At 60.7% G+C, this 23,496-nt stretch carries 17 protein-coding genes and 2 rRNA genes; 13 read left to right on the top strand and 6 right to left on the bottom strand.

The genetic code is table 11. The features are described from left to right. The 8 genes from CFE47_RS26470 to yfiB all read left to right on the top strand — a co-directional run. A 23S ribosomal RNA gene (locus CFE47_RS26470) occupies nucleotides 1-297 on the top strand; the annotation flags it as partial. A 157-nt stretch (nucleotides 298-454) separates the two neighbouring features. Next, nucleotides 455-570: ribosomal RNA gene (gene rrf / locus CFE47_RS26465) — 5S ribosomal RNA — on the top strand. Between the two features lie 137 nt (nucleotides 571-707). Then, nucleotides 708-4,160 (top strand): exodeoxyribonuclease V subunit gamma, encoded by a 3,453-nt coding sequence (recC, locus tag CFE47_RS26460; RefSeq protein ID WP_286841575.1) that lies wholly within the window; start codon nucleotides 708-710, stop codon nucleotides 4,158-4,160. Continuing rightward, nucleotides 4,157-7,831, top strand: a complete 3,675-nt coding sequence (gene recB / locus CFE47_RS26455; RefSeq protein WP_286841573.1) for an exodeoxyribonuclease V subunit beta — start codon at nucleotides 4,157-4,159, stop codon at nucleotides 7,829-7,831. Before recC ends, recB begins: the two co-directional genes overlap by 4 nt. Then, nucleotides 7,828-9,897 carry an exodeoxyribonuclease V subunit alpha gene (recD, locus tag CFE47_RS26450; RefSeq protein WP_286841571.1) on the top strand — a complete coding sequence of 690 codons (2,070 nt, stop codon included), beginning with the start codon at nucleotides 7,828-7,830 and terminating at the stop codon, nucleotides 9,895-9,897. The genes recB and recD overlap by 4 nt, the downstream gene beginning before the upstream one ends. Nucleotides 9,898-10,039: 142 nt before the next feature. Then, nucleotides 10,040-10,606: a regulatory sequestration protein YfiR gene (yfiR, locus tag CFE47_RS26445; protein ID WP_286841570.1), complete on the top strand. Its 567-nt coding sequence runs from the start codon at nucleotides 10,040-10,042 to the stop codon at nucleotides 10,604-10,606. Beyond that, entirely contained in the window at nucleotides 10,603-11,865 is a 1,263-nt protein-coding gene (gene dgcN, locus CFE47_RS26440; protein WP_286841568.1) for a diguanylate cyclase DgcN/YfiN, read from the top strand. The genes yfiR and dgcN overlap by 4 nt, the downstream gene beginning before the upstream one ends. A 4-nt stretch (nucleotides 11,866-11,869) precedes the next feature. Further along, nucleotides 11,870-12,361, top strand: a complete 492-nt coding sequence (gene yfiB, locus CFE47_RS26435) for an outer membrane lipoprotein YfiB (protein ID WP_286841566.1) — start codon at nucleotides 11,870-11,872, stop codon at nucleotides 12,359-12,361. A 155-nt stretch (nucleotides 12,362-12,516) separates the two neighbouring features. On the opposite strand, the gene CFE47_RS26430 is transcribed toward yfiB, so the two are convergent. After that, complete coding sequence (locus CFE47_RS26430; RefSeq protein ID WP_286841565.1) at nucleotides 12,517-13,464, bottom strand: LysR family transcriptional regulator; 948 nt, start codon at nucleotides 13,462-13,464, stop codon at nucleotides 12,517-12,519. 133 nt (nucleotides 13,465-13,597) lie between these two features. On the opposite strand from CFE47_RS26430, the gene CFE47_RS26425 reads away from it, so the two are divergent. After that, nucleotides 13,598-15,115: a CoA-acylating methylmalonate-semialdehyde dehydrogenase gene (locus CFE47_RS26425; RefSeq protein WP_286841564.1), complete on the top strand. Its 1,518-nt coding sequence runs from the start codon at nucleotides 13,598-13,600 to the stop codon at nucleotides 15,113-15,115. A gap of 15 nt (nucleotides 15,116-15,130) precedes the next feature. After that, complete coding sequence (mmsB, locus tag CFE47_RS26420; protein ID WP_286841562.1) at nucleotides 15,131-16,018, top strand: 3-hydroxyisobutyrate dehydrogenase; 888 nt, start codon at nucleotides 15,131-15,133, stop codon at nucleotides 16,016-16,018. Nucleotides 16,019-16,069: 51 nt separating this feature from the next. Here the strand turns inward: mmsB and CFE47_RS26415 are convergent, their stop codons facing one another. Both CFE47_RS26415 and CFE47_RS26410 read right to left on the bottom strand, forming a co-directional pair. Continuing rightward, the gene (locus tag CFE47_RS26415) at nucleotides 16,070-16,576 is read right to left on the bottom strand and encodes a hypothetical protein (protein ID WP_286841560.1); all 507 of its coding nucleotides are present in this window, start codon (nucleotides 16,574-16,576) and stop codon (nucleotides 16,070-16,072) included. Between the two features lie 164 nt (nucleotides 16,577-16,740). Next, nucleotides 16,741-17,085, bottom strand: a complete 345-nt coding sequence (locus CFE47_RS26410; RefSeq protein ID WP_010206533.1) for a cupin domain-containing protein — start codon at nucleotides 17,083-17,085, stop codon at nucleotides 16,741-16,743. 295 nt (nucleotides 17,086-17,380) lie between these two features. On the opposite strand from CFE47_RS26410, the gene kynB reads away from it, so the two are divergent. Then, nucleotides 17,381-18,031, top strand: coding sequence for an arylformamidase (gene kynB, locus CFE47_RS26405; protein WP_286841558.1), 651 nt, complete (start codon nucleotides 17,381-17,383; stop codon nucleotides 18,029-18,031). Further along, entirely contained in the window at nucleotides 18,028-18,885 is an 858-nt protein-coding gene (gene kynA / locus CFE47_RS26400; protein ID WP_286841556.1) for a tryptophan 2,3-dioxygenase, read from the top strand. The genes kynB and kynA overlap by 4 nt, the downstream gene beginning before the upstream one ends. A gap of 146 nt (nucleotides 18,886-19,031) precedes the next feature. Here the strand turns inward: kynA and CFE47_RS26395 are convergent, their stop codons facing one another. Both CFE47_RS26395 and CFE47_RS26390 read right to left on the bottom strand, forming a co-directional pair. Beyond that, nucleotides 19,032-20,435, bottom strand: coding sequence for an amino acid permease (locus CFE47_RS26395; protein WP_286841554.1), 1,404 nt, complete (start codon nucleotides 20,433-20,435; stop codon nucleotides 19,032-19,034). A 136-nt stretch (nucleotides 20,436-20,571) separates the two neighbouring features. After that, the gene (locus CFE47_RS26390; protein ID WP_105700136.1) at nucleotides 20,572-21,045 is read right to left on the bottom strand and encodes an Lrp/AsnC family transcriptional regulator; all 474 of its coding nucleotides are present in this window, start codon (nucleotides 21,043-21,045) and stop codon (nucleotides 20,572-20,574) included. Nucleotides 21,046-21,189: 144 nt separating this feature from the next. On the opposite strand from CFE47_RS26390, the gene kynU reads away from it, so the two are divergent. After that, on the top strand, nucleotides 21,190-22,440 hold the full coding sequence (gene kynU, locus CFE47_RS26385; RefSeq protein ID WP_286841551.1) for a kynureninase: 1,251 nt from the start codon (nucleotides 21,190-21,192) through the stop codon (nucleotides 22,438-22,440). A 121-nt stretch (nucleotides 22,441-22,561) separates the two neighbouring features. Here the strand turns inward: kynU and CFE47_RS26380 are convergent, their stop codons facing one another. Then, on the bottom strand, nucleotides 22,562-23,458 hold the full coding sequence (locus CFE47_RS26380) for a LysR substrate-binding domain-containing protein (protein WP_286841549.1): 897 nt from the start codon (nucleotides 23,456-23,458) through the stop codon (nucleotides 22,562-22,564). Between the last annotated feature and the right edge of the window lie 38 nt (nucleotides 23,459-23,496).

Raw genomic sequence — 23,496 nt, 5'->3', positions numbered from 1 at the left:
GTCCCTATCTGCCGTGGACGTTTGAGATTTGAGAGGGGCTGCTCCTAGTACGAGAGGACCGGAGTGGACGAACCTCTGGTGTTCCGGTTGTCACGCCAGTGGCATTGCCGGGTAGCTATGTTCGGAATAGATAACCGCTGAAAGCATCTAAGCGGGAAACTAGCCTCAAGATGAGATCTCACTGGAACCTTGAGTTCCCTGAAGGGCCGTCGAAGACTACGACGTTGATAGGTTGGGTGTGTAAGCGCTGTGAGGCGTTGAGCTAACCAATACTAATTGCCCGTGAGGCTTGACCATATAACACCCAAGCAATTTGCTGACCTGAAAAGGCACCAGATTGCGGTGTGTGAAGACGAAATGAACCGAAAGTTCGACGTTCACAAAACACCGAAAGCTATCACATACCCAATTTGCTGAAGCGAGACCAACAGGTCACGACTCAGTACCCGAATTTCTTGACGACCATAGAGCATTGGAACCACCTGATCCCATCCCGAACTCAGCAGTGAAACGATGCATCGCCGATGGTAGTGTGGGGTTTCCCCATGTGAGAGTAGGTCATCGTCAAGATTAAATTCCAGAACCCCTGATTGCTAACGCAGTCAGGGGTTTTGTTTTGGGCGATCGGAAAGTGCGAACAGGCTCATCACGTGGGCCTTAAATGCTAAAGTCCACGCCTCGATTTTGCTTTTCCCAAGGAAGCCGTTATGCCGGATGCAACGTCCCTAAGCGCTGGATTCATGGTGGTTCATGGCAACCGCCTAGACGAACTGCGCAGCCTGGTGGTCAGTTGGATGCGCCGCTATCCCTTGGCCCCGCTGGAAAACGAAATCGCCTTGGTGCAAAGCAACGGTATCGCCCAGTGGCTTAAGCTCGCTCTGGCCGAAGATCCTGAAGACGATGACATGGGCGGCTGCGGCATTGCCGCTGCGATCGACGTGCAGCTCCCAGGCAGCTTTATGTGGCAGCTTTATCGTATGGTCCTGGGACGTGACGAAATTCCCCCCAAGTCCCTGCTCGATAAGGCCCCACTGACCTGGCGCCTGATGCGACTGCTACCGGAGCTTATCAATCAGCCGCACTTTGAGCCGCTGCAGCGCTTCCTCACGCACGACACCGATCTGCGCAAACGCTACCAACTCGCCGAGCGCCTGGCGGACCTCTTTGACCAATATCAGGTCTATCGCGCCGATTGGCTGGAAGACTGGGCCGCGGGCCGTCACCAGCTGCGCAATGGTCGCGGTGAATCCAAACCGCTCAATCCGGCCAACTGCTGGCAAGCTGAACTATGGCGCGCGCTGCTGCTGGATGTGGGCGAAGAAGGCATGGCTGAAAGCCGTGCGGGTGTGCATCAGCGTTTTATCGAACGCATCAATACCTTAGAGAAAGCCCCTCCGGGCCTGCCTTCCCGGGTCATCGTCTTTGGTATTTCCTCGTTGCCAGCGCAAGCGTTGGAGGCCCTTGCCGGCCTTGCGAGATTCAGCCAAGTGCTGCTGTGTGTACACAACCCTTGCCGCCACCACTGGTCCGACATCGTCGCCGACAAAGACCTACTGCGTAACGAATACAAACGCCAGGCGCGCAAAGCCGGCATGCCGGTCACCATCGATCCGCAAACCCTGCACCAGCACGCTCATCCACTTCTGGCGGCCTGGGGCAAACAAGGCCGCGACTACATCAGCCTGTTGGACAGCTACGACGATCCCAACAGCTACCGCGCCGCATTCCGTGATGGCCGCATCGACCTGTTCAGTGACAGTGTCCCCACCACGCTGCTAAACCAGCTCCAGGACGATATCCTCGAACTGCGCCCCCTTAATGAAACCCGCGATCTATGGCCCGCCGTCGATCTGGAGCAGGACACCTCCATCCGTTTCCATATCGCCCACAGCGCCCAACGCGAAGTGGAAATCCTCCACGATCAACTGCTCCAACGCTTCAGCGCGGACCCCACACTGCGCCCTCGGGACATCATCGTCATGGTTCCCGACGTCGACAGTTATGCCCCGCACATTCGTGCTGTGTTCGGCCAACTGGAAAGAAGTGATCCCCGCTTCATCCCCTTTACGTTGACTGACCAAGGTCAACGCGGGCGTGATCCTCTGCTGATCGCCGTCGAACATCTGCTCAAGCTTCCGGACAGTCGCTTCCCCGTCAGTGAAATTCTCGACCTGCTCGACGTTCCGGCCTTGCGTGAACGCTTCGCCATCAGGGAGCGCGACCTGCCCACGCTGCACCGCTGGATCGAAGGCGCTGGCATTCGTTGGGGCCTCAACGCCGAACAACGCGCGGGTCTCGGCCTACCCAATGAACTGGAGCAGAACAGCTGGCGATTTGGCCTGCGCCGCATGTTGTTGGGTTACGCCGTCGGCACGGGTGCAGCCTGCGAAGGCATAGAACCCTACGATGAAATCGGTGGCCTCGACGCCGCGCTGATCGGGCCATTGGTGGCTTTACTCGACGCCCTCAATGACGCACACCAAGCGCTGTCCCAGCCAGCGTCGCCCCCCGAATGGGGCGAACGTCTACAGCGCCTCATGCAGTTGTTTTTCCTTCCCAGCAGCGAACATGACGACTACCTGCTGGGCCAGCTTGAGCAACTCAGGGAAACTTGGCTGGAAACCTGCGAATCCGTTGGCCTGCAGGATGAACTACCGCTCACTGTAGTCCGCGAGGCATGGTTGGCCGGCCTGGATCAGGGGCGTTTGTCTCAGCGCTTCCTCGCCGGTGCTGTCAATTTTTGCACTTTGATGCCCATGCGTGCGATCCCGTTCAAGCTCGTTTGCCTGCTGGGCATGAATGATGGTGATTACCCGCGTGCACAACCGCCTCTGGACTTCGACCTGATGGGCAGCGACTACCGCCCCGGCGACCGTTCACGCCGCGAAGACGATCGCTACTTGCTGCTGGAAGCGCTGCTTTCCGCCCGCGACCAGCTCTACATCAGTTGGGTTGGCCGAAGCATTCGCGACAACAGCGACCGTCCGGCCTCGGTCCTGATCGGCCAACTGCGCGATCACTTAGCCAGTGGTTGGCACCTTGCGACCAGCGACGAATCGCTGGTCGATGCCATGACCCAGGAGCATCCGCTGCAACCTTTCAGTGCCCGCTATTTTCACGCAGGCGACCCACTCTTCAGCTACGCCCGCGAATGGCAGTTGCTCCACGAAGCGCAAGAGGCCAGCCCTCAAGAAGACGAGCTGCCCCAGCACCAACAGGAAGAACCCTTGACCCTTGGCCAACTGCAGGACTTCCTGCGCAACCCGGTCAAACATTTCTTCAGCCAACGTCTGAAAGTGTTCTTCGAAGCCGCCGAAGTGCCGTTGGCTGATGAAGAGCCCTTCGTCCTCGACGCGTTGCAACGCTACAGCCTGAGTGACAGCCTGCTGAACGCCGCATTGAGCCAGCCCGACCGACTCGACCAAGCCCTCGACGCCCAGGCTCAGCGCCTGCAAGGCAGCGGCTTGTTGCCCATGGTTGGTTTTGGCGAATGCTTGCGCAACGAGCTGATCGAGCCCTTACCCGATCTGTTGCAGCGTTACCAACAACTGCTAGCCCTTTGGCCCACGCCGCACACCGGCGCAGAGCCGATCAGTTTCGAGCATCAAGGCATCCAGTTGGAAGGGTGGATCAGCGGCCTGCACCGACGCAGTGATGGCGGCTTGCTGAGTGTCACCACCATCCCCAACAGCATCGGTTCGATCAAGAGTCGAAAGTGGCATCGCCTGATTCGTCCTTGGGTCAATCACGTGGTTGCCTGTGCCTGCGGCCTGCCGTTGAGCACGGGTTTGGTCGCCAGCGATGACACCCTGCTGCTGCCACCCCTGGATAAAGCCATCGCCCAGGACATCCTCGGCAACCTGCTGCTGGCCTGGCACGCCGGGATGAAAAAACCGCTCCCTGTCGCGGTTAAAACCGCGTTCGCGTGGCTCGGTCAAACCGACCCCGCCAAGGCCGAAGTCGCCGCTCATAAAGCCTACGAAGGCGACGGTGTGAACACCGATGGCGAACGCCGTGAAACCCCAGCGCTCACCCGGCAATTCCCCGACTACGCCGCACTTATTGAAAGCGAAGAGTTCGAAGGCTGGTGCGAAACCCTGTACCGCCCCCTGATTAACGCTCCATGGCGATCACTCACCAGCCAGGAGGCCGGCGCATGAGCAGCAAACCCTTGGCCCTGGCCTTCCCGCTAAAAGGCAGCCAGCTGATTGAAGCCAGCGCCGGCACCGGTAAAACCTTCACCATTTCGGCGCTCTACTTGCGCTTGGTACTCGGTAATGGTGGTGACGAGTCAGGTTTCGGCCGCGAATTGCTACCGCCGCAAATCCTCGTAGTGACGTTCACCGATGCTGCTACCAAGGAGCTGCGTGAGCGCATTCGAATCCGCCTGGCTGAAGCTGCACGGTTCTTCCGTGGTGAAATCGAAAAGCTCGACCCGCTCATCAGCGACCTGCGCGACCAATACCTCCCGGAGCAGTGGCCCGCCTGTGCCAACCGCCTGGACATCGCCGCGCAATGGATGGACGAGGCCGCCGTCTCGACCATCCACAGTTGGTGCCAGCGCATGCTGCGCGAACATGCATTCGACAGTGGGAGCTTGTTCACCCAGACCCTGGAAACCGACCACAGCGACCTGCTCGGCGAAGTGCTGCGCGACTACTGGCGTTTGTTCTGCTACCCGATGCACGACGATGCGCTCAACTGGGTACGCAACAACTGGGGCGGCCCTGCTGCGTTGATGCCGCGTGTGCGTGCACTGTTCGGCAGTGATCGGCCCACCGATGAAACCCGCGACCCTGCCGAGCTGATCAACGCCTGCCTGCTAGAACGCCGTGAAGCGCTAAAAGCGCTCAAGGCGCCCTGGCAACAGTGGGCCATCGAGTTGCGCGACATTTGCCTGCAAGCCGTGGCCGCCAAAGCGGTGGACGGGCGCAAGATGCAAGCCCGCTACTTTGAACCCTGGTTTGAAAAGATCAGCGCCTGGGCCGCTGATGAATCCCTGGAAGAACTGGATATCGGCACCGGCTTCACCCGCCTGACGCCCGACGGCATGGCCGAAGCCTGGAAGGGCGAGCCGCCGTACCACCCTGGCATCGAGGCGATGGCCGGCCTCAAGGCTGCCCTCGACGCATTGCCAACCCCCGACGCCGCCGTGTTGCAACACGCCGCCGGTTGGGTCGGTAAACGCTTCGAAGAGGAAAAGCGCCGTCGTGCAGAAATGGGCTTCGACGACATGCTGGTTCGCCTCAATGCCGCATTGCAGGCCGAAGGTGGTGAACGACTGGCCAGTGTGATCCGCGAGCAGTTCCCGGTGGCCCTGATCGATGAATTCCAGGACACCGACCCGGTGCAATACAGCATCTTCGACAGCATCTATCGCATCGAAGAAAACCACCTCGACAGTGGCCTGTTCCTGATCGGTGACCCTAAGCAGGCGATCTACGCCTTCCGTGGCGCCGACATCTACACCTACCTGCGCGCACGCCAGTCCACGACGGGTCGCCACCACACCCTGGGCACCAACTTCCGCTCCAGCCACGCGATGGTCGATGCGGTGAACCATGTGTTCCAGCGTGCAGAAACGGGCCGTGGTGCATTCCTGTTCCGCGAGTCGGATGGCACCAACCCGGTACCGTTCCAGTCGGTGCTCTCCCAAGGCCGCAAGGAGCACTTGCAAGTCGATGGCCAAACGCTGCCGGCGATGAACCTCTGGCACTTGCCCACCGATCAGCCGATTTCCAACGTGATGTATCGCCAACAACTGGCTGCGGCCTGTGCCACACAAATTGTTGACCTGCTCAACGGTGGGCAGCAGGGGAGCGCTGGTTTCCTACAGCCCGACGGTAGCTTCAACGGCGTACTCCCGTCAGACATCGCCATCCTCGTACGCGATGGGAAGGAAGCTCAAGCCGTGCGCGCCGAACTGGCCGCGCGTGGCGTGCGCAGCGTGTACCTGTCCGACAAGGACTCGGTCTTCGCTGCACAGGAGGCCCACGATCTATTGGCATGGCTCAAGGCCTGTGCCGAGCCTGACGTCGAGCGCCCTCTGCGCGCCGCGCTCGCTTGCGTCACGCTGAACCTGTCACTGCCCGAACTTGAGCGTCTGAATCAGGACGAGCTCGCGTGGGAAACCCGCGTGATGCAGTTCCGTGGCTACCGCGCGATCTGGCGTACCCAAGGCGTGCTGCCGATGCTGCGGCGCTTGCTTCACGACTTCAAACTGCCGCAAACCCTGATCGCCCGCAGCGACGGCGAGCGCGTGCTGACCAATCTGTTGCACCTCAGCGAACTGCTGCAACAGGCCGCTTCAGAGCTCGACGGCGAACAGGCGCTGATCCGTCACCTGGCCGAACACCTGGCGCTGTCGGGGCAGGCCGGTGAGGAGCAGATCCTGCGCCTGGAAAGCGATGAGCAACTGGTCAAGGTCGTCACCATTCACAAGTCCAAGGGCTTGGAGTACGACCTGGTTTTCCTGCCCTTCATCTGCTCGGCCAAACCGGTGGATGGCAGCCGGTTGCCCCTTCACTACCACGATGAAAACGGCCGCTCCCAAGTCAGCCTGCGCCCGACTGCCGAGTTGATCGCCCAAGCTGACGATGAACGTCTCGCCGAAGACCTGCGTTTGTTCTATGTGGCGCTGACTCGCGCCAAGCACGCCTGTTGGCTGGGTATCGCCGACCTCAAGCGCGGCAACAGCAACAGCTCGGTGTTGCACCTGTCTGCCGTGGGCTACCTGCTCGACGCTGGCGCATCACTGGGCGAGTCCGCTGGCTTGACGCGTTGGCTGCTGGATCTGCAGGAAGGCTGCGCGGCGATCCATTACGCGCAGGTGCCTGACGCCCAGGACATCCTGTTCCATCCGCCCCGTAATGAAGCCACCTTGCTCGCGCCCTTGCTACCCACACGCAAGGCCGCTGAAAACTGGTGGATCGCGTCCTACAGCGCCCTGCGCATTGGCGACAGCATGAGCGCCGCCACGCTTGAGGCACCGGAAAGCCCACAGGCCCAGAAGCTGTTCGATGACGAGCGTCTTGACCCGGACGCGCCTCGCGAAGTGGCTGCGTCCGGCGGCGATATTCACCGTTTCCCACGCGGTCCGAACCCGGGGACGTTCCTCCATGGCCTGCTGGAGTGGGCCGGTGGAGAGGGCTTCAACGTCACCCCGCAAGACATCGAAAACGCCGTAGGCGCCCGTTGCAACCGACGTAACTGGGAAGGCTGGATCCCCACCCTCAGCGGCTGGCTGGGCCACTTGCTGCAAACGCCGCTGCCGGTGGATAACGACTGCGTCACCCTCAGCAGTCTGCAGCAGTACCAGATCGAGATGGAGTTCTGGTTCGCCAGCCACAAAGTCGACGTACTCGCCCTCGACAAACGGGTGTGTCAGCACACCCACAATGGCGTGTCCCGTGTCGCCGCTGAACCGGTACTGCTCAACGGCATGTTCAAGGGTTTCATCGACCTGACTTTCGAGCACGACGGCCGTTACTACGTGGCGGATTACAAATCCAACTGGCTTGGTCCTGACGATTCAGCCTACACCCAGGACGCCATGGAACAGTCGATCCTTGATCATCGGTACGACCTGCAATACGTCCTTTACCTACTGGCCCTGCACCGCCAGCTCAAGGCGCGGCTGCCGGACTACGACTATGACCGCCACATCGGCGGGGCGCTGTACCTGTTCCTGCGCGGTACTCAGTCCGCCAGCAGAGGCGCGTATTTCACCCGTCCACCACGGGAACTGATCGAGAGTCTGGACCTAATGTTCCAAGGCAAACCCATCCCGCCCAAGGCCGAACCCGCCTGGGAACAAGGAGTCCTGCTATGAGCCTGTCGCCGCTACCGCTTGAGGCGTTGATGCCCCTCAGCCGCGCCGCCGACCTGGTGCAACTGCTGGAACGCTGGGTTGACCGTGGCTGGTTACGCGCCTTGGACAAAGCCTTCGTCGGCTTCCTGCACGAACTCGACCCACAGGCCGATCCGTTGGTGCTGCTGGCGGCGGCGCTGACCAGCCACCAATTGGGCCACGGCCACGTGTGCCTCGACTTGTTCGAAACCCTCAAGGCACCGGACTTTGCGCTGTCATTGCCGCCCGAAGGCGACCTGCAAACCGGCGCCATGCTGCTGCCCTCGCAACTGCTCGACGGCCTCGACGGCACCCACTGGTGCCAGGCCTTGGCGTCCAGTCACCTGGTTGCGCTGGCGGGCGATGGCAGTGAGTCCGCCCAGAGTCGTCCGTTGGTGCTGTCCGGCACGCGCCTGTACCTGCGCCGTTATTGGACCTACGAGCGGCGCATCGATACCGCTTTGCGCTTGCGGCTTGCCACCCAGGAAAGCGTCGCCGCCGACCTGCCTCAGCGCCTCAATAGCCTGTTCAACCAACCGCCGCCCGATGGTGTGATCGACTGGCAAAAGCTCGCCTGCGCCCTGGCCACTCGCGGTGGATTCAGCATCGTCACCGGTGGCCCCGGTACTGGCAAGACCACAACCGTGGTGCGCCTGCTCGCCTTGCTGCAAGCACCCGCCGTGGAGGCCGGCAGCCCGTTGCGCATTCGCCTGGCTGCGCCAACCGGCAAAGCCGCTGCACGCCTTACCGAGTCCATCAGCCAGCAAGTGCAATCGCTGACGGTGCCGGACAATGTGCGGGAAAAAATCCCGACGCAAGTCACCACCGTTCATCGTCTGTTAGGCAGCCGTCCGGGCACGCGTCACTTCCGGCATCACATCGGTAACCCGTTGCCGCTGGATGTGCTGGTGGTGGACGAAGCCTCGATGATCGACCTGGAAATGATGGCCAACCTGCTGGACGCTTTGCCGCCCCATGCACGCCTGGTGCTGCTGGGGGACAAGGATCAGCTCGCCTCGGTAGAAGCAGGCGCCGTGCTCGGTGACTTGTGTCGCGACGCAGAGGCTGGCTGGTACAGCCCCGAGACTCGCCAATGGCTGCAAGCCGTCAGCGGTGAAGACCTTAGTGCAAGCGGGCTGCAGGAAGACCTCGACGGCACTCATCCCCTGGCCCAACAAGTGGTGATGTTGCGTTACTCGCGACGTTTCGGCGAAGGCAGCGGCATTGGCCAGTTGGCGCGCTGGGTCAACCAGCAGAACGCTGAAGAGGCCCGTAAATTATTGGCCGCGCGTACCCATAAAGACCTGTTCTGCATCAGCCTCAAAGGTGAGCACGACCCCGCATTGGAGCGCCTGGTACTGGACGGCCAGGGCGACGGTGCCCAGGGCTATCGCTACTACCTCAACCTGTTGCAAAGCGCGCGGCCAGGCCTCGACACGCCGCGCGAAGATCACGCCTGGACCCATTGGGCGCAACAACTGCTGCAAGCCTTCGACGCGTTCCAACTGCTCTGCGCCGTACGCAAAGGCCCTTGGGGTGTGGAAGGGTTGAACCTGCGCATCACCGCCGCCTTGCGCAAAGTGCGTTTGATCGAGGGCGATGAGCAATGGTACGAAGGTCGCCCGGTGTTGATGACACGCAACGATTACGGCCTGGGCTTGATGAACGGTGATATCGGCATCGCCCTCAAGCTGCCGGAAAGCGACGGGGGCCCCCAGGTGTTGCGCGTAGCCTTCCCGCGTAACGATGGCCAGGGCGGTGTGCGTTTCGTGCTGCCCAGCCGGCTCAACGATGTGGAAACCGTGTATGCCATGACCGTGCACAAATCCCAGGGTTCGGAATTCACCCACACTGCGCTGATCCTGCCGGATGCATTGAACCCGGTACTCACCAAAGAGTTGATCTACACCGGCATCACCCGCGCCAAGCGTTGGTTCAGCCTGATCGAACCCCGTGGCGGTGTGTTTGAGGAGGCGGTGCGACGCAAGGTCAAGCGCTTGAGCGGGTTGATGCTGGAGCTGGGGCATGAACCGGGAAAAACTGACTGATAGGTCATGCAATATTTCTGATTCAGCCGTCTGAATTTTCTGAAAAAATAGCGGCCCTCGCGAAGACCTACTCTTCGCGGGGTTTTCCGCCGCTGTGCTATCGTTGCGGCATCATCCAAAAAAAACCTGAGAGAATCGCTGCATGAACGTGGCTGTCTCGCCCACAGAGCGCAGTTTGAGCTGGAGACGCATGTTACTGGTGGCGGTTCTGTGCCTGCTCGCGCCGCGTGCATTTGCCCAAGCACCTAGCCCTGCCGATCACCGCGCCCAAGCGGTGACTCAAGTGGTACTCGGCATCCTCAGCTACGCCCGTTGGCCGGTGGAGCCTGCGCAATTGCGCTTGTGCATCATCGGGCCCACGCAATACACCGACGACTTGATCAAAGGCACCACCCAGGCCACTGGCCGCCCAGTAGTCGTGCAACGCCTGTTGGCCCACCACTCGGATATCGTCAGCGCCTGCGACGCGGTGTACATCGGCAAACTCAGCGCCGATGAGCGCAGCCAGCTGTTTGCTTCGTTGATCGGCCACCCGGTGCTTAGCATCAGCGAAGGCGGCGACCAGTGCACGGTAGGCAGCCTGTTCTGCCTGCGGGTGGGCGATGAGCAGGTGTCGTTTGAAGTCAATCTCGACTCAGTGGCGCGCAGTGGCGTGCGCATTCACCCCAGCGTGCTGCAATTGTCCCGTCGCCGAGTACCTGCGTCATGAGTGTCGTGAAAGCACGACCGACCCTGCGCTCGGTCATCGGCCGGGGGCACCTGATCCTGGCTTTGGTGGCGGTGAGCCTGGCCAGCATCTCCCTGACCCTGCTCGGTGTATTGGCGTTGCGGGTCTATGCCGAACACAACCTGCACCTGATCGCTCGCTCCATCAACTACACCGTGGAAGCGGCGGTGGTGTTCGACGACAGCGCAGCGGCCACAGAGGCCCTCAGCCTGATTGCCTCCACGGAAGAGGTGGCCCAGGCTGAAGTCTTCGATGTCAACGGCAAGTTGCTGGCGCAGTGGGTGCGTCCGGAAACCGGGATGCTCTCGCGGGTTGAACTGGAAATAGCGCACACGTTGCTCGAACAACCCATCAGCCAACCTATCCTGCACCAAGGGCGAGTCATCGGCAGCATCCACCTGACTGGCCATGGCGGCAGCCTGCTGCGCTTCCTGCTTAGCGGCCTGGCCGGGATCCTGATCTGCACCGCCCTCAGTGCCTGGGTTGCGCTGATTCTGGCGCGACGCTTGTTGCGTGGCATTACCGGCCCGTTGCAGAGCTTGGCCAGCGTCGCCCACGCTGCCCGTAGCGAGCGCGATTTCGACCGTCGCGTGCCGCCTGCGAAAATCGCCGAACTGGACAGTTTGGGCAGCGACTTCAACGCCTTGCTCGGCGAAATGGAAGCCTGGCAAAACCACCTGCAAAGCGAAAACGAAACCCTCGCCCACCAGGCCAATCACGACAGCCTCACGGGTTTGCCCAACCGTGCGTTCTTCGAGGGCCGTTTGATTCGTGCCCTGCGCAGTGCGGCCAAGGCCAATGAGCGGGTCGCGGTGTTGTATCTCGACAGCGATCGTTTCAAAGAGATCAATGACAGCTTTGGTCACGCCGCCGGTGATGCCGTGTTGGTGGCCGTCGCCGAGCGCGTACGTGCACAATTGCGCGAAGACGACCTGGTGGCCCGCCTGGGCGGTGACGAATTCGCCATCCTGCTGGCACCGTTGCACAAGGTCGAAGACGCCCAGCGCATCGCCGACAAAATCATCGCCAGCATGGATGTGCCAATAGCCGTGCCCGGCAACACCCAGGTGTTGACCTCCCTCAGTATCGGCATCGCTATCTACCCCGATCATGGCGCCACGCCTGGCACTTTGCTGAATGCCGCCGATGCGGCGATGTACCAGGCCAAACGTTTGTCTTCGGGCGGCCAGCAAACGGCGGAGTCGGAGAACTCCGTCGTCAACGTTCAACACAGGAGTTGATCCCTTGTTCTCGACCGCACGTTTTATGTTTATCACCCTGCTGGTGGCGCTGCTCGCCCTCGGCGGCTGCCAAACGGCGCCACCCAAAGGCCTGACCCCGGCGCAGATCGCCGTGTTGAAGCAGCAGGGCTTTGAACTCACCGACGAGGGCTGGGCGTTCGGCCTGTCCGGCAAAGTGCTGTTTGGCAGTGATGTCGAGGCGCTCAACAAACCCAGCACCGACATCGTCGAACGCATTGGCAAAGCCCTGCTTGGGGCAGGCATCGAGCGCGTACGCGTGGATGGCCACACCGATGCCTCCGGCAAGGAAGCCTACAACCAGCAACTGTCCCTGCGCCGTGCCAAAAGCGTGGCAGCGGTGCTAATCGGCGTGGGCATGAAAGAAGAAAACGTGCAGCTACGCGGCCTGGGCAGCAGCGAACCGGTGGCGTCGAATACCACGGTGGCGGGGCGTACGGAGAATCGTCGGGTGTCGATTGTGGTGATTGCGGACTGACCGGATTCACTCAGTCCTGACTTGAAATGCAATCAAAATGTGGGAGCTGGCTTGCCTGCGATAGCGGTGTATCAGTACTGGATGTAACGACTGACACACTGCCATCGCAGGCAAGCCAGCTCCCACATTTACTGTGTGGCATGCACCAGGACGCTTTAATCCGCAAACCGCATCTCCCGCGTCTCGCCCATCAATAACCCCTGGTTCTGCTCCGTCACCTCCCGGATGTAGTCCCACAACAACGTAATCCGCTTCAACTTCCTCAGATCCTCCCGGCAATACATCCAGAACTGCCGCGTAAGCGTTATCTCCTCTCCCAACACGGGCAACAAACGCGGGTCCTGCGCCGCCAGAAAGCACGGCAATATCGCCATTGACCGTCCCTGTTGCGCCGCCACGTACTGCGCAATCACGCTGGTGCTGCGCAAGCTGGCACTGGCGCCGGGTACCACATTCGCCAGGTAAAGCAGTTCTGAGCTGAACGCCAAGTCATCCACATAGCTGATAAACGGATGCTCAGCCAAATCTGCCGGGCGTTGGATGGGCGGGTGTTGGTCGAGGTATTCCTGGGTCGCGTACAGCTGCAGCTTGTAGTCGCACAGTTTGCAGCACACATAGGGGCCGTGTTCCGGACGTTCCAGGGCGATGACAATGTCGGCTTCGCGCTTGGACAGGCTGATGAAGTGGGGCAGGGGCAGGATATCCACCGAGATCGCCGGGTAGGTATCGACGAAGTGGCTCAACTGCGGGGTGACGAAGAAGCTGCCGAAACCTTCGGTGCACCCCATGCGCACATGGCCGGACAGCGCCACGCCGGAGCCGGACACCTGCTCGCAGGCCATGTGCAAAGTGCTCTCGATGGACTCGGCATAGCCCAGCAAACGCTGGCCTTCGGGGGTGAGAACGAAGCCGTTGGTCCGGGATTTTTCGAACAGCAGCGTACCGAGGGACACTTCCAGCGAACTGATGCGCCGCGACACCGTGGTGTAGTCCACCGCCAGACGCTTGGCGGCGACGCTGGCCTTGCGGGTGCGGGCTACTTCAAGAAAAAACTTCAGGTCATCCCAGTTCAGGGAGCCCAGCGATGTGATGTTTTTTTGCATATTGGACCGGCTTTTATGTGCGTTCTTATTAGAGATTTGCACATCTATACTCCAAAAACTGTCCGAACGCCTCATTCTTCAAGGCGATTCAACGCCTTGGTTCTCTAGCATAAATATAAGATTTGGAGACCACATGAACGCATCTGCCGATATTTCCGTGCAACAGGTCAAGTTGCTGATCAACGGCGAGTGGGTCGAGTCCAAGACCACCGAGTGGCAAGATATCGTCAACCCCGCCACCCAAGAAGTGCTGGCCAAAGTCCCGTTCGCCACTGCCGATGAAGTCAACGCCGCCATCGACGCCGCCCACCGCGCCTTCCAGACCTGGAAGCTCACGCCTATCGGCGCACGCATGCGCATCATGCTCAAGCTGCAAGCCCTGATCCGTGAACACTCCAAGCGCATTGCCGTGGTCCTCAGCAACGAGCAGGGCAAAACCATTGCCGATGCCGAAGGCGATATTTTCCGTGGCCTGGAAGTAGTGGAACACGCTTGCTCCATCGGCACCTTGCAGATGGGCGAGTTCGCCGAGAACGTCGCCGGTGGCGTCGACACCTACACCCTGCGCCAACCTATCGGCGTGTGTGCCGGCATCACCCCGTTCAACTTCCCGGCGATGATTCCGCTGTGGATGTTCCCGATGGCCATCGCCTGCGGCAATACCTTCGTGCTCAAGCCGTCCGAGCAAGACCCGCTATCGACCCTGCTGCTGGTGGAGCTGGCGCTGGAAGCCGGTGTGCCGGCGGGCGTGCTGAACGTGGTGCATGGCGGCAAGGACGTGGTGGATGCGCTGTGCACTCACAAAGACATCAAGGCTGTGTCCTTCGTCGGTTCGACGGCGGTCGGTACTCACGTCTACGACTTGGCCGGCAAACACGGCAAACGCGTGCAGTCGATGATGGGCGCCAAGAACCACGCCGTGGTGCTGCCGGACGCCAACCGCGAACACACCCTTAACGCCCTGGTCGGTGCCGGCTTCGGCGCGGCGGGCCAACGTTGCATGGCCACCTCGGTGGTGGTGCTGGTGGGCGCCTCCAAACAATGGCTGCCGGACCTCAAGGCGCTGGCGCAAAAGCTCAAGGTCAACGCGGGCAGCGAAGCGGGCACGGATGTCGGCCCGGTGATTTCCAAGCGTGCCAAGGCGCGCATCCTGGACCTTATCGAAAGCGGCGTGAAAGAAGGCGCCAAGCTGGAGCTGGACGGCCGCGACATCAAGGTGCCGGGCTATGAGCAAGGCAACTTTGTCGGCCCGACCCTGTTCTCGGGCGTGACCACTGACATGCAAATCTACACCCAGGAAATCTTCGGCCCGGTACTGGTGGTGATCGAAGTCGCGACCCTCGATGAGGCCATCGCGCTGGTCAACGCCAACCCGTTCGGCAACGGTACCGGCCTGTTCACCCAAAGCGGTGCGGCGGCGCGCAAGTTCCAGAGCGAAATCGACGTGGGCCAGGTCGGCATCAACATCCCGATCCCGGTGCCGGTGCCTTTCTTCAGCTTCACTGGCTCCCGTGGCTCCAAGCTCGGCGACCTGGGCCCGTACGGCAAGCAAGTGGTGCAGTTCTACACCCAGACCAAAACTGTCACCAGCCGCTGGTTCGATGACGACACGGTCAACGATGGCGTCAACACCACCATCAACCTGCGCTGATTCCGGGAGACGACCATGAAGATTGCATTTATCGGCCTGGGCAACATGGGCGCGCCTATGGCCCGCAACCTGATCAAGGCTGGCCACGCGCTGAACGTGTTCGATTTGAACCAGACCGTGCTCAAGGAGCTGGCCGAGTTGGGCGGCAGCATCAGCGACTCACCACGTGATGCGGCGGGCGGCGCTGAACTGGTGATCACCATGCTGCCGGCCGCGGCCCATGTGCGCAGTGTTTGGCTGGGTGAAGACGGCGTGCTGGCAGGCATCGGCAAAGGCGTGCCGGCAGTTGATTGCAGCACCATCGACCCGCAGACCATCCGCGATGTGGCGGCTGCAGCGGCCAAGCAAGGTGTGACCGTCGCTGATGCCCCGGTGTCCGGCGGCACGGGCGGCGCCCAGGCTGGCACGCTGACCTTTATGGTCGGCGCCACGCCGGAACTGTTCGCCACCCTGCAACCGGTGCTGGCGCAGATGGGCCGCAACATCGTGCATTGCGGTGATGTGGGCACTGGGCAGATCGCCAAGATCTGCAACAACCTGCTGCTGGGCATCAGCATGGTCGGCGTCAGCGAAGCCATGGCCCTGGGCGATGCGCTGGGCATCGACACCCAAGTGCTGGCGGGCATTATCAACAGCTCCACCGGGCGTTGCTGGAGTTCCGACACCTACAACCCATGGCCGGGCGTGATCGAAACGGCGCCGTCGTCGCGTGGTTACACCGGTGGGTTCGGTGCCGACCTGATGCTCAAGGACCTGGGCCTGGCCACTGAAGCTGCGCGTCAGGCTAAGCAACCCGTAATCCTCGGCGCCGTGGCGCAACAGTTGTACCAATCGATGAGTCAGCGTGGGGAAGGGGGCAAGGACTTCTCGGCGATTATCAACAGCTATCGCAAACCCAAGTAGGGGCGTTTCCGGGAGTCTGCTGTTGCCAGGCTCCCGGGTTTTTACTATCGGTTAAAACAAGCTTTCTTTGGCGTGCCAGTTGTGTGGTTGTTCGAACACTCCGTCGTCGCGCTTGGCACTCAAAAACTGCAGCTCCTCTGGAGGCACGACCATTTGCAACCATTTGCAGTCGTCCACCAGGTTTAGATATTCCCCGCCTTCCAGGTAAATCGCCTGTATGACTGAAAAGCATGCGGGGTTCATTTTGTTCCATTTGCAATGGCGCAGTGGGCGGCTGGAATAGATTTTGAGAATGGTCATTTTCGCGCCATCCGCCATGAGCGGATTCAACGCTTCGCCCGTCAGCAAACTGATGATTTTAACCAGTAAGGACATCCGATCACGTTCTGAGCGAGTGGACCAACTAGCACCCCACTGCGGCAGCGTGCCGTTATGTCTTGCCAGATAGAAGCCGCGCCCAATCTGGCCGGTGGGTGGCAAAAACCGTTCATGAATACCTTGCGAGAGGATGCTCTTTGCCGACGTCTCGCTGGTGCCGTGGTAACCGAGGAAGTGCATGGTGGCGGGCTCGTAGTCTTTGCTTTTGAATGAGTGAAGAAAGTGGCCTCGGATGGTGTCAGCCAAGCTACAGGCGGCATGTAGGACTCGGCTGAGTATTGGCTAGGTTCATGAGCAAAGTGGGATCGTCTGAATGTTTCACCCACGAGCCTCAAGCCAGAGGTTTAGGCAAACACAAAATACTTACGCACAGTTTCAACCACTTCCCACGTACCCTTCATCCCCGGTTCCACCACAAAGATATCCCCAGCGCGCAGGTGAATCGGCTCCAGGCCTTCCGGGGTGATGATGCAGTAGCCTTCCTGGAAGTGGCAGTATTCCCACTTCACGTAGTCCACGTACCACTTGCCCGGTGTGCAGATCCAGGTGCCCATGATCTTGCTGCCGTCTTCGCTGGTGTAGGCGTTGAGGTTGACGGTGTGCGGGTCGCCTTCGAGTTTTTCCCATTTGCAGGCATCCAGGACCGGCAAGGGATGGGTATCGCGCAGTACGGTGATGGGCTTGGACATGATGTCTCCGAGGCAGGGAATGGAAAGATCCACCCTAAGGCCTTGGGGGTTGCGCCAGTGGTCTGAACTCGACATCGGGATGCTCAGAAGCGCAACGCAAGGAGATACCTCTGACACCCGCTCCCACATTAGATCTGTGTGGGCTGTTCGACTGGGTCTGGCTGATAGATTTGTGCGCTAACCGGCCATTTCCTCGCAGTAAGTGCGAAAGATCTCCCGTCTTACGCAGGAATTCGCAAGAAAATTCGCAGCAGGCCCTCGTATCATTCACTCCAGAATGAGTGAGAGCCTTGAAATGAACCCAATAAAAACGTGGTGGGATATCAGCCCGCCCTTGAGTACGGCGACCCCGACCTGGCCGGGGGATACGCCGTTCCAGGAAGAGCGCGTATGGCAGTTCGGCCCGGAGTGCCCGGTGAACGTGGGGCGTATCACGTTATCGCCGCACACCGGCGCCCATGTGGACGCACCGCTGCATTACAGCGCGGACGGTGCGCCGATCGGCGAGGTGTCGCTGGATGTGTACATGGGCCCGTGCCGGGTACTGCATTGCCTGGACAGCGGCGCACTGGTGCAGCCGCATCAACTGGAAGGCCGTGTGGATAACCTGCCGGAGCGTGTGCTGCTGCGCACTTATCCACAAGCGCCGCTCACTGAATGGGATTCAAGTTTCACCGCGATCGCCCCGCAAACCATCGAGCTGCTGGCCCGCCTCGGCGTGCGTTTGATCGGCATCGACACCCCGTCCCTGGACCCGCAACAGTCCAAGACCATGGATTCCCACAACGCCGTGGCGCGCCATGGCATGGCGATCCTCGAAGGCATCGTGCTTGATGACGTGCCCGAGGGTGACTACGAACTGATCGCGCTGCCGCTGCGTTTCGCCAACCTCGACGCAAGCCCGGTCCGCGCCATTCTCCGCCCGCTCAAGGAGCCCACGCGATGAGCCAATGTCCCTTCTCTGCTGATTATCAGCCGCCCGAAGAATGGCATAACGCCGAACTGAATTTTTCCGAGTCCATGAGCTACGGTGACTACCTGGACCTGGGCAAAGTCCTCAGCGCCCAGCACCCGTTGTCGCCGGACCACAACGAAATGCTCTTCATCATCCAGCACCAGACGTCCGAGCTGTGGATGAAACTGATGCTCCACGAGCTCAAGGCCGCCCGCGAACACGTGCGCCTGGGCGAGTTGCCGCCGGCGTTCAAGATGCTGGCGCGGGTGTCGCGGATCTTCGATCAACTGGTGCACGCCTGGGCGGTGCTGGCGACCATGACCCCGTCGGAGTACAAGGCAATCCGGCCGTTCCTGGGGCAGTCATCGGGGTTCCAGTCGTTCCAGTACCGCGAGATCGAATTTATCCTCGGCAACAAAAGCCCGGCACTGTTGCGGCCTCACGCCCATCGCCCGGCGTTGTTGCAGGAGTTGCAGGTGGCGATTGCCACGCCGTCGCTGTATGACGAAGCGATCAACCTCATGGCCAAGGCCGGGTTGGCGATTGACCCGCGGCGTGCCGAGCGCGACCCGACGGCGGCGACGGTGCACGATGAGTCTGTGGAAGCGGCGTGGCGCGAGGTGTATCGCGACCCGAGCCGGTATTGGGATTTGTATCAGTTGGCCGAGAAGTTTATCGACCTGGAGGACTCGTTCCGCCAGTGGCGCTTCCGCCATGTGACCACGGTGGAGCGGATTATCGGTTTCCAGCCGGGTACCGGCGGCACCGAAGGCGTGGGTTACCTGCGCAAGATGCTCGACACGGTGTTGTTCCCCGAACTCTGGCGAGTGCGCTCCACCCTCTAAACAAAAAAGCCCCGGAAGACCGGGGCTTTTCATTTGGAATGCATTCAAAACTGTGGGAGCTGGCTTGCCTGCGATAGCGGTGTATCAGCCAACACATCCAGCGCCTGACCCACCGCCATCGCGGGCAAGCCCGGCTCCCACAGGTATCACTGTGCGTTCACTACCGCGTTGCTTTTACGAACGCGCAACCGATACGCCACATAGATAATCCCCACCCACACTGGCATCGCAAACACCGAGTTGCGAATCCCCGGAATCGCCAGCATCACGCTGATGATCACCACCATGAACGCCAGGCACAGGTAGTTGCTGAACGGGAACCAGAAGGTCTTGAACGACGGCGTTACGCCTTGTTCGCCCATGGCCTTGCGGAACTTGATGTGGGTGAGGCTGATCAGCGCCCAGTTGATCATCAGCGAGGCAACCACCAGCGCAAACAGCAGCTCCAGCGCACTGTGAGGTGCCACGTAGTTGACCACCACGCACAGCATCGTCACCAACGCCGAAATCGCCAGCGCGCGCAGTGGCACGCCTTGCTTGTTCAGCTTCATCAGTGCTTTTGGCGCGTCGCCTTGCTCGGCCAGGCCGAACAGCATGCGGCTGTTGCAGTACACGCCGCTGTTGTACACCGACAGCGCCGCGGTCAGTACCACGAAGTTGAGGATGTGCGCGGCGGTGTCGTTACCGATCAACGAGAAGATCTGTACAAACGGGCTGCCGCTGTAGGCATCGCCCGACGCGCCGAGGGTTTGCAGCAGTTGGTCCCACGGGTACAGCGACAGCAATACGGTCAGGGCGCCAACGTAGAAAATCAGGATCCGGTAAACCACCTGGTTGATTGCCTTCGGGATCACCTTGCGCGGCTCGCTGGCCTCGGCAGCGGTGATGCCCACCAGCTCCAGGCCGCCGAACGAGAACATGATGAACGCCATGGACATCAACAGCCCCATGCCGCCGTTCGGGAAGAACCCGCCGTGGCTCCACAGGTTGCTGATGGACGCTTGCGGGCCGCCGGTGCCGCTGAACAGCAGGTAGCAGCCGAGCACGATCATGCCGACAATCGCCACCACCTTGATGATCGCGAACCAGAACTCGGCCTCACCGAAAAACTTCACGTTCAGGGTGTTGATCAGGTTCACCGCAACAAAGAACACCAGCGCGCTGACCCAGGTTGGAATTTCCGGCCACCAGAATTGGATGTACTTGCCCACCGCCGTCAGTTCGGCCATGCCGACCAGCACGTAGAGTACCCAGTAGTTCCAGCCCGCCAGGAAGCCTGCGTAACCACCCCAGTACTTATGCGCGAAGTGGCTGAAGGAACCCGCCACCGGCTCCTCGACGATCATCTCGCCGAGCTGGCGCATGATCAGGAACGCGATAAAACCTGCAATCGCATAACCCAGGATCATCGATGGGCCGGCCGACTTGAGTACGCCTGCCGAACCGAGGAACAACCCCGTGCCAATCGCCCCTCCCAAGGCAATCAGCTGAATATGCCGGTTCTTCAGGCCACGCTTGAGGCCCACCGGGTTAACCATGTCATCCGCCATTAACATTCCCTTCTACTTGTTTTTCGCGAGGGTTGATTGCACGCAGCACCAGCCCCTCAGAAGTGCTGAGGGGGCAGATATTACTCTGCGTAAACTTTTCGTAATACTGTTGAGCGTCGCGTTCGTGCCGAGGGGGTTACTTGCGCACCACCAAATCCAGCACCTCATCCCGATCCTTGATCTTCTGCAGCACGATCTCCGAACGAATATCCACTACCCCCGCGGTGCGGTTCAGGTGGTTCACGATAAAGTCCGAAAAGTGCTTGAGGTTGCGCGCCTGTACCCGCAGCACATAGTTGCTCGCGCCGGTGATCACGTAGGCGCTCGCCACCTCCGGCCAGCCCTGCACCTTCTTGATAAATGTCTCATGCCAGTCCTCTACATCCTGGCGCAATGACAGGTGGACGATGGCTTCCAGTTCGATCCCCAATTGCTCGGCATTCAGCACCGCGCGGTAACCGCTGATGATGCCCTCGCTCTCCAGCAAGCGCAGGCGACGCAGGCAGGCAGAGGGCGAGAGCGCGACTTTCTCCGCCAATTCCTGGTTACTGATTCGGCCATCCTGTTGCAGGAAATGCAGGAGGCGCAGGTCGGTGGCGTCGAGAATCATGGTTAGAATAAATCCGCGTGTTTAGAGGTTTAATTCGAATTTCCTACGGCTTAATTAGCCTGTTACCCACCACTTTGCACGAAAATTCTCTAAAGCTTCGTTCATTATTTGCTGCGTCTTCACTTATAAAAACCAGGACGAACCATGACCACCCGAAGCCATTGCCAAGCCCTCGATGCCCAGGATCCGCTGGCGCCATTGCGTCAGCAGTTCGCCTTGCCGGACGGCGTGATCTACCTCGACGGCAACTCGCTTGGCGCGCGTCCGGTGGCGTCGCTCGCGCGGGCGCAGCAGGTGATCGCCGAGGAATGGGGCAATGGCCTGATTCGCAGCTGGAACAGCGCCGGTTGGGCGGACCTGTCCCAGCGCTTGGGCAATCGCCTGGCCCCGCTGATCGGCGCGCGCGACGGCGAAGTGGTGATCACCGATACCACGTCGATCAACCTGTTCAAGGTGCTCAGCGCGGCGTTGAGCGTGCAGCGCCTGCGCCAGCCAAATCGCAAGGTGATCGTCAGTGAGGCGAGCAACTTTCCCACCGACCTGTACATCGCCGAAGGCCTCACTGAGTTGCTGCAACAGGGTTATTCCCTGCGGTTGGTCAACAGCCCGGACGAACTGCCGCAAGCGATCGACCAGGACGTGGCGGTGGTGATGCTCACGCACGTCAACTACAAGACCGGCTACATGTACGACATGCAGGCGCTGACCGCGTTGAGCCACGAGTGCGGCGCGTTGAGCATCTGGGACCTGGCACATTCGGCGGGCGCGGTGCCGATCGACCTGCATCAGGCCGAAGCGGATTACGCGATTGGCTGCACCTACAAATACCTCAACGGCGGGCCGGGCTCCCAGGCGTTTGTGTGGGTCAATCCACAGCTGGTGGATGTGGTGCGTCAACCGCTGTCGGGGTGGTTTGGGCATACGCGTCAGTTCGCGATGGAGTCGGCCTACGCGCCGAGTGCCGGCATTGCGCGTTACCTGTGCGGCACTCAGCCGATCACCTCGCTGGCGATGGTGGAATGCGGCCTGGAGATTTTTGCTCAAACCGATATGGCCAGCCTGCGCAGCAAATCCCTGGCGTTGACCGACCTGTTTATCGCGTTGGTCGAAGAGCGTTGCGCAGCTCACGGGCTGGAACTGATCACCCCACGTGAACACGCCAAGCGCGGCAGCCACGTCAGCTTCGAGCATTCAGAAGGGTACGCGGTGATCCAGGCGCTGATCGCCCGGGGCGTGATTGGTGATTACCGTGAGCCGCGCATTATGCGGTTCGGTTTTACGCCGTTGTACACGAGCTTCACTGAGGTGTTCGACGCGGTGGAAATCCTCGGCGAGATTCTCAACAAGCGCACCTGGGACCAACCGCAATTCAAAGTGCGCAACAGCGTGACCTGATACAACGTAGATCAAAATGTGGGAGATTCTATGTTGCAGGGCAAACCTGACCCCACATACTGGCATTCAAGATGACCTTGGTATTTGGGGTGCCGTTCCTGGTGATTCTGTCGGCGGTGTACTACGGGTTCTTCCGCAAAGGCAGGGCCAAGGCGTCGAACAAGGCCTTGGCGTAACCGGGCAGGTTTTCAAACGAGCGCGCACTGAGCAGCAGCGTTCGGCAGGCCCACTCTTCGCGCAAGGGTTGGGCCTTGAAACGGCGTTCTGCCGGCCAGCGCTCCAGTGCGGCCTGGGGCACGATGCCCAGGCCAGCGCCGCCGGCGACCATGCGAATCACCCCATCAAACCCATCGGCGCGGATGCGTGTTTGCAGGCGAAATCCTGTGTGCAGCGCTTGCTCTTCCAGGTACACCGCCAACGCGCTGTTGGCAGCCAGGCCGACGTAGTCGTATTGCAGGCTGTCGATAAAGCTCGCGCTTTGCGCCGTCAGTGGGTGATCCAGCGGCATGATCAGCACCAGTGGGTCATCGCGAAAGGGCAGGGTTTGCAGGCCGTGGGTGTCCACCGCATCAGAGATGATCCCCAGGTCCGCCGTGCCCTGGCGCAATGCCTGGGTAATGCGCAAGCTCGGCAACTCCTGCAGGTCGATATCGAGGTTGGGATGCTCGCGCAAAAAGTCCGCCAGCACTTCCGGCAGGTATTCGCTGAGGGCGGTGGTGTTGCACAACAGGCGCACCTGGCCTTTGACGCCGTTGGCGTATTCGGCCAGGTCCTGTTGCAGGTGCTCGGCTTGTTGCAGCAGCAGGCGGGCGTGACGGGCCAGGGCAATGCCTGCGGGTGTGGGGGTGACGCCACGGCGACCGCGCGCGAGGAACTCGATCCCCAAGGACGCTTCCATCGTGCGGATGCGGGCACTGGCAGCCGCCAGGGATAAATGGCTGCGGGCTGCGCCGGCGGTGATGTTGCCGGTGTCGAGGATGTGGAGATAGAGGCGCAGGTCGATCAGGTCAAAGTGCATGGCTGGGGGTCTCGAGTGATAGAACTGGCCTCATCGCA

Source organism: Pseudomonas sp. PGPPP1, from assembly GCF_002255865.1.
In the GTDB taxonomy this organism is placed as follows: domain Bacteria; phylum Pseudomonadota; class Gammaproteobacteria; order Pseudomonadales; family Pseudomonadaceae; genus Aquipseudomonas; species Aquipseudomonas cremoris.
Note: the sequence above shows the minus strand (reverse complement) of the source record. Positions and strands in the feature narration are given on the sequence as shown.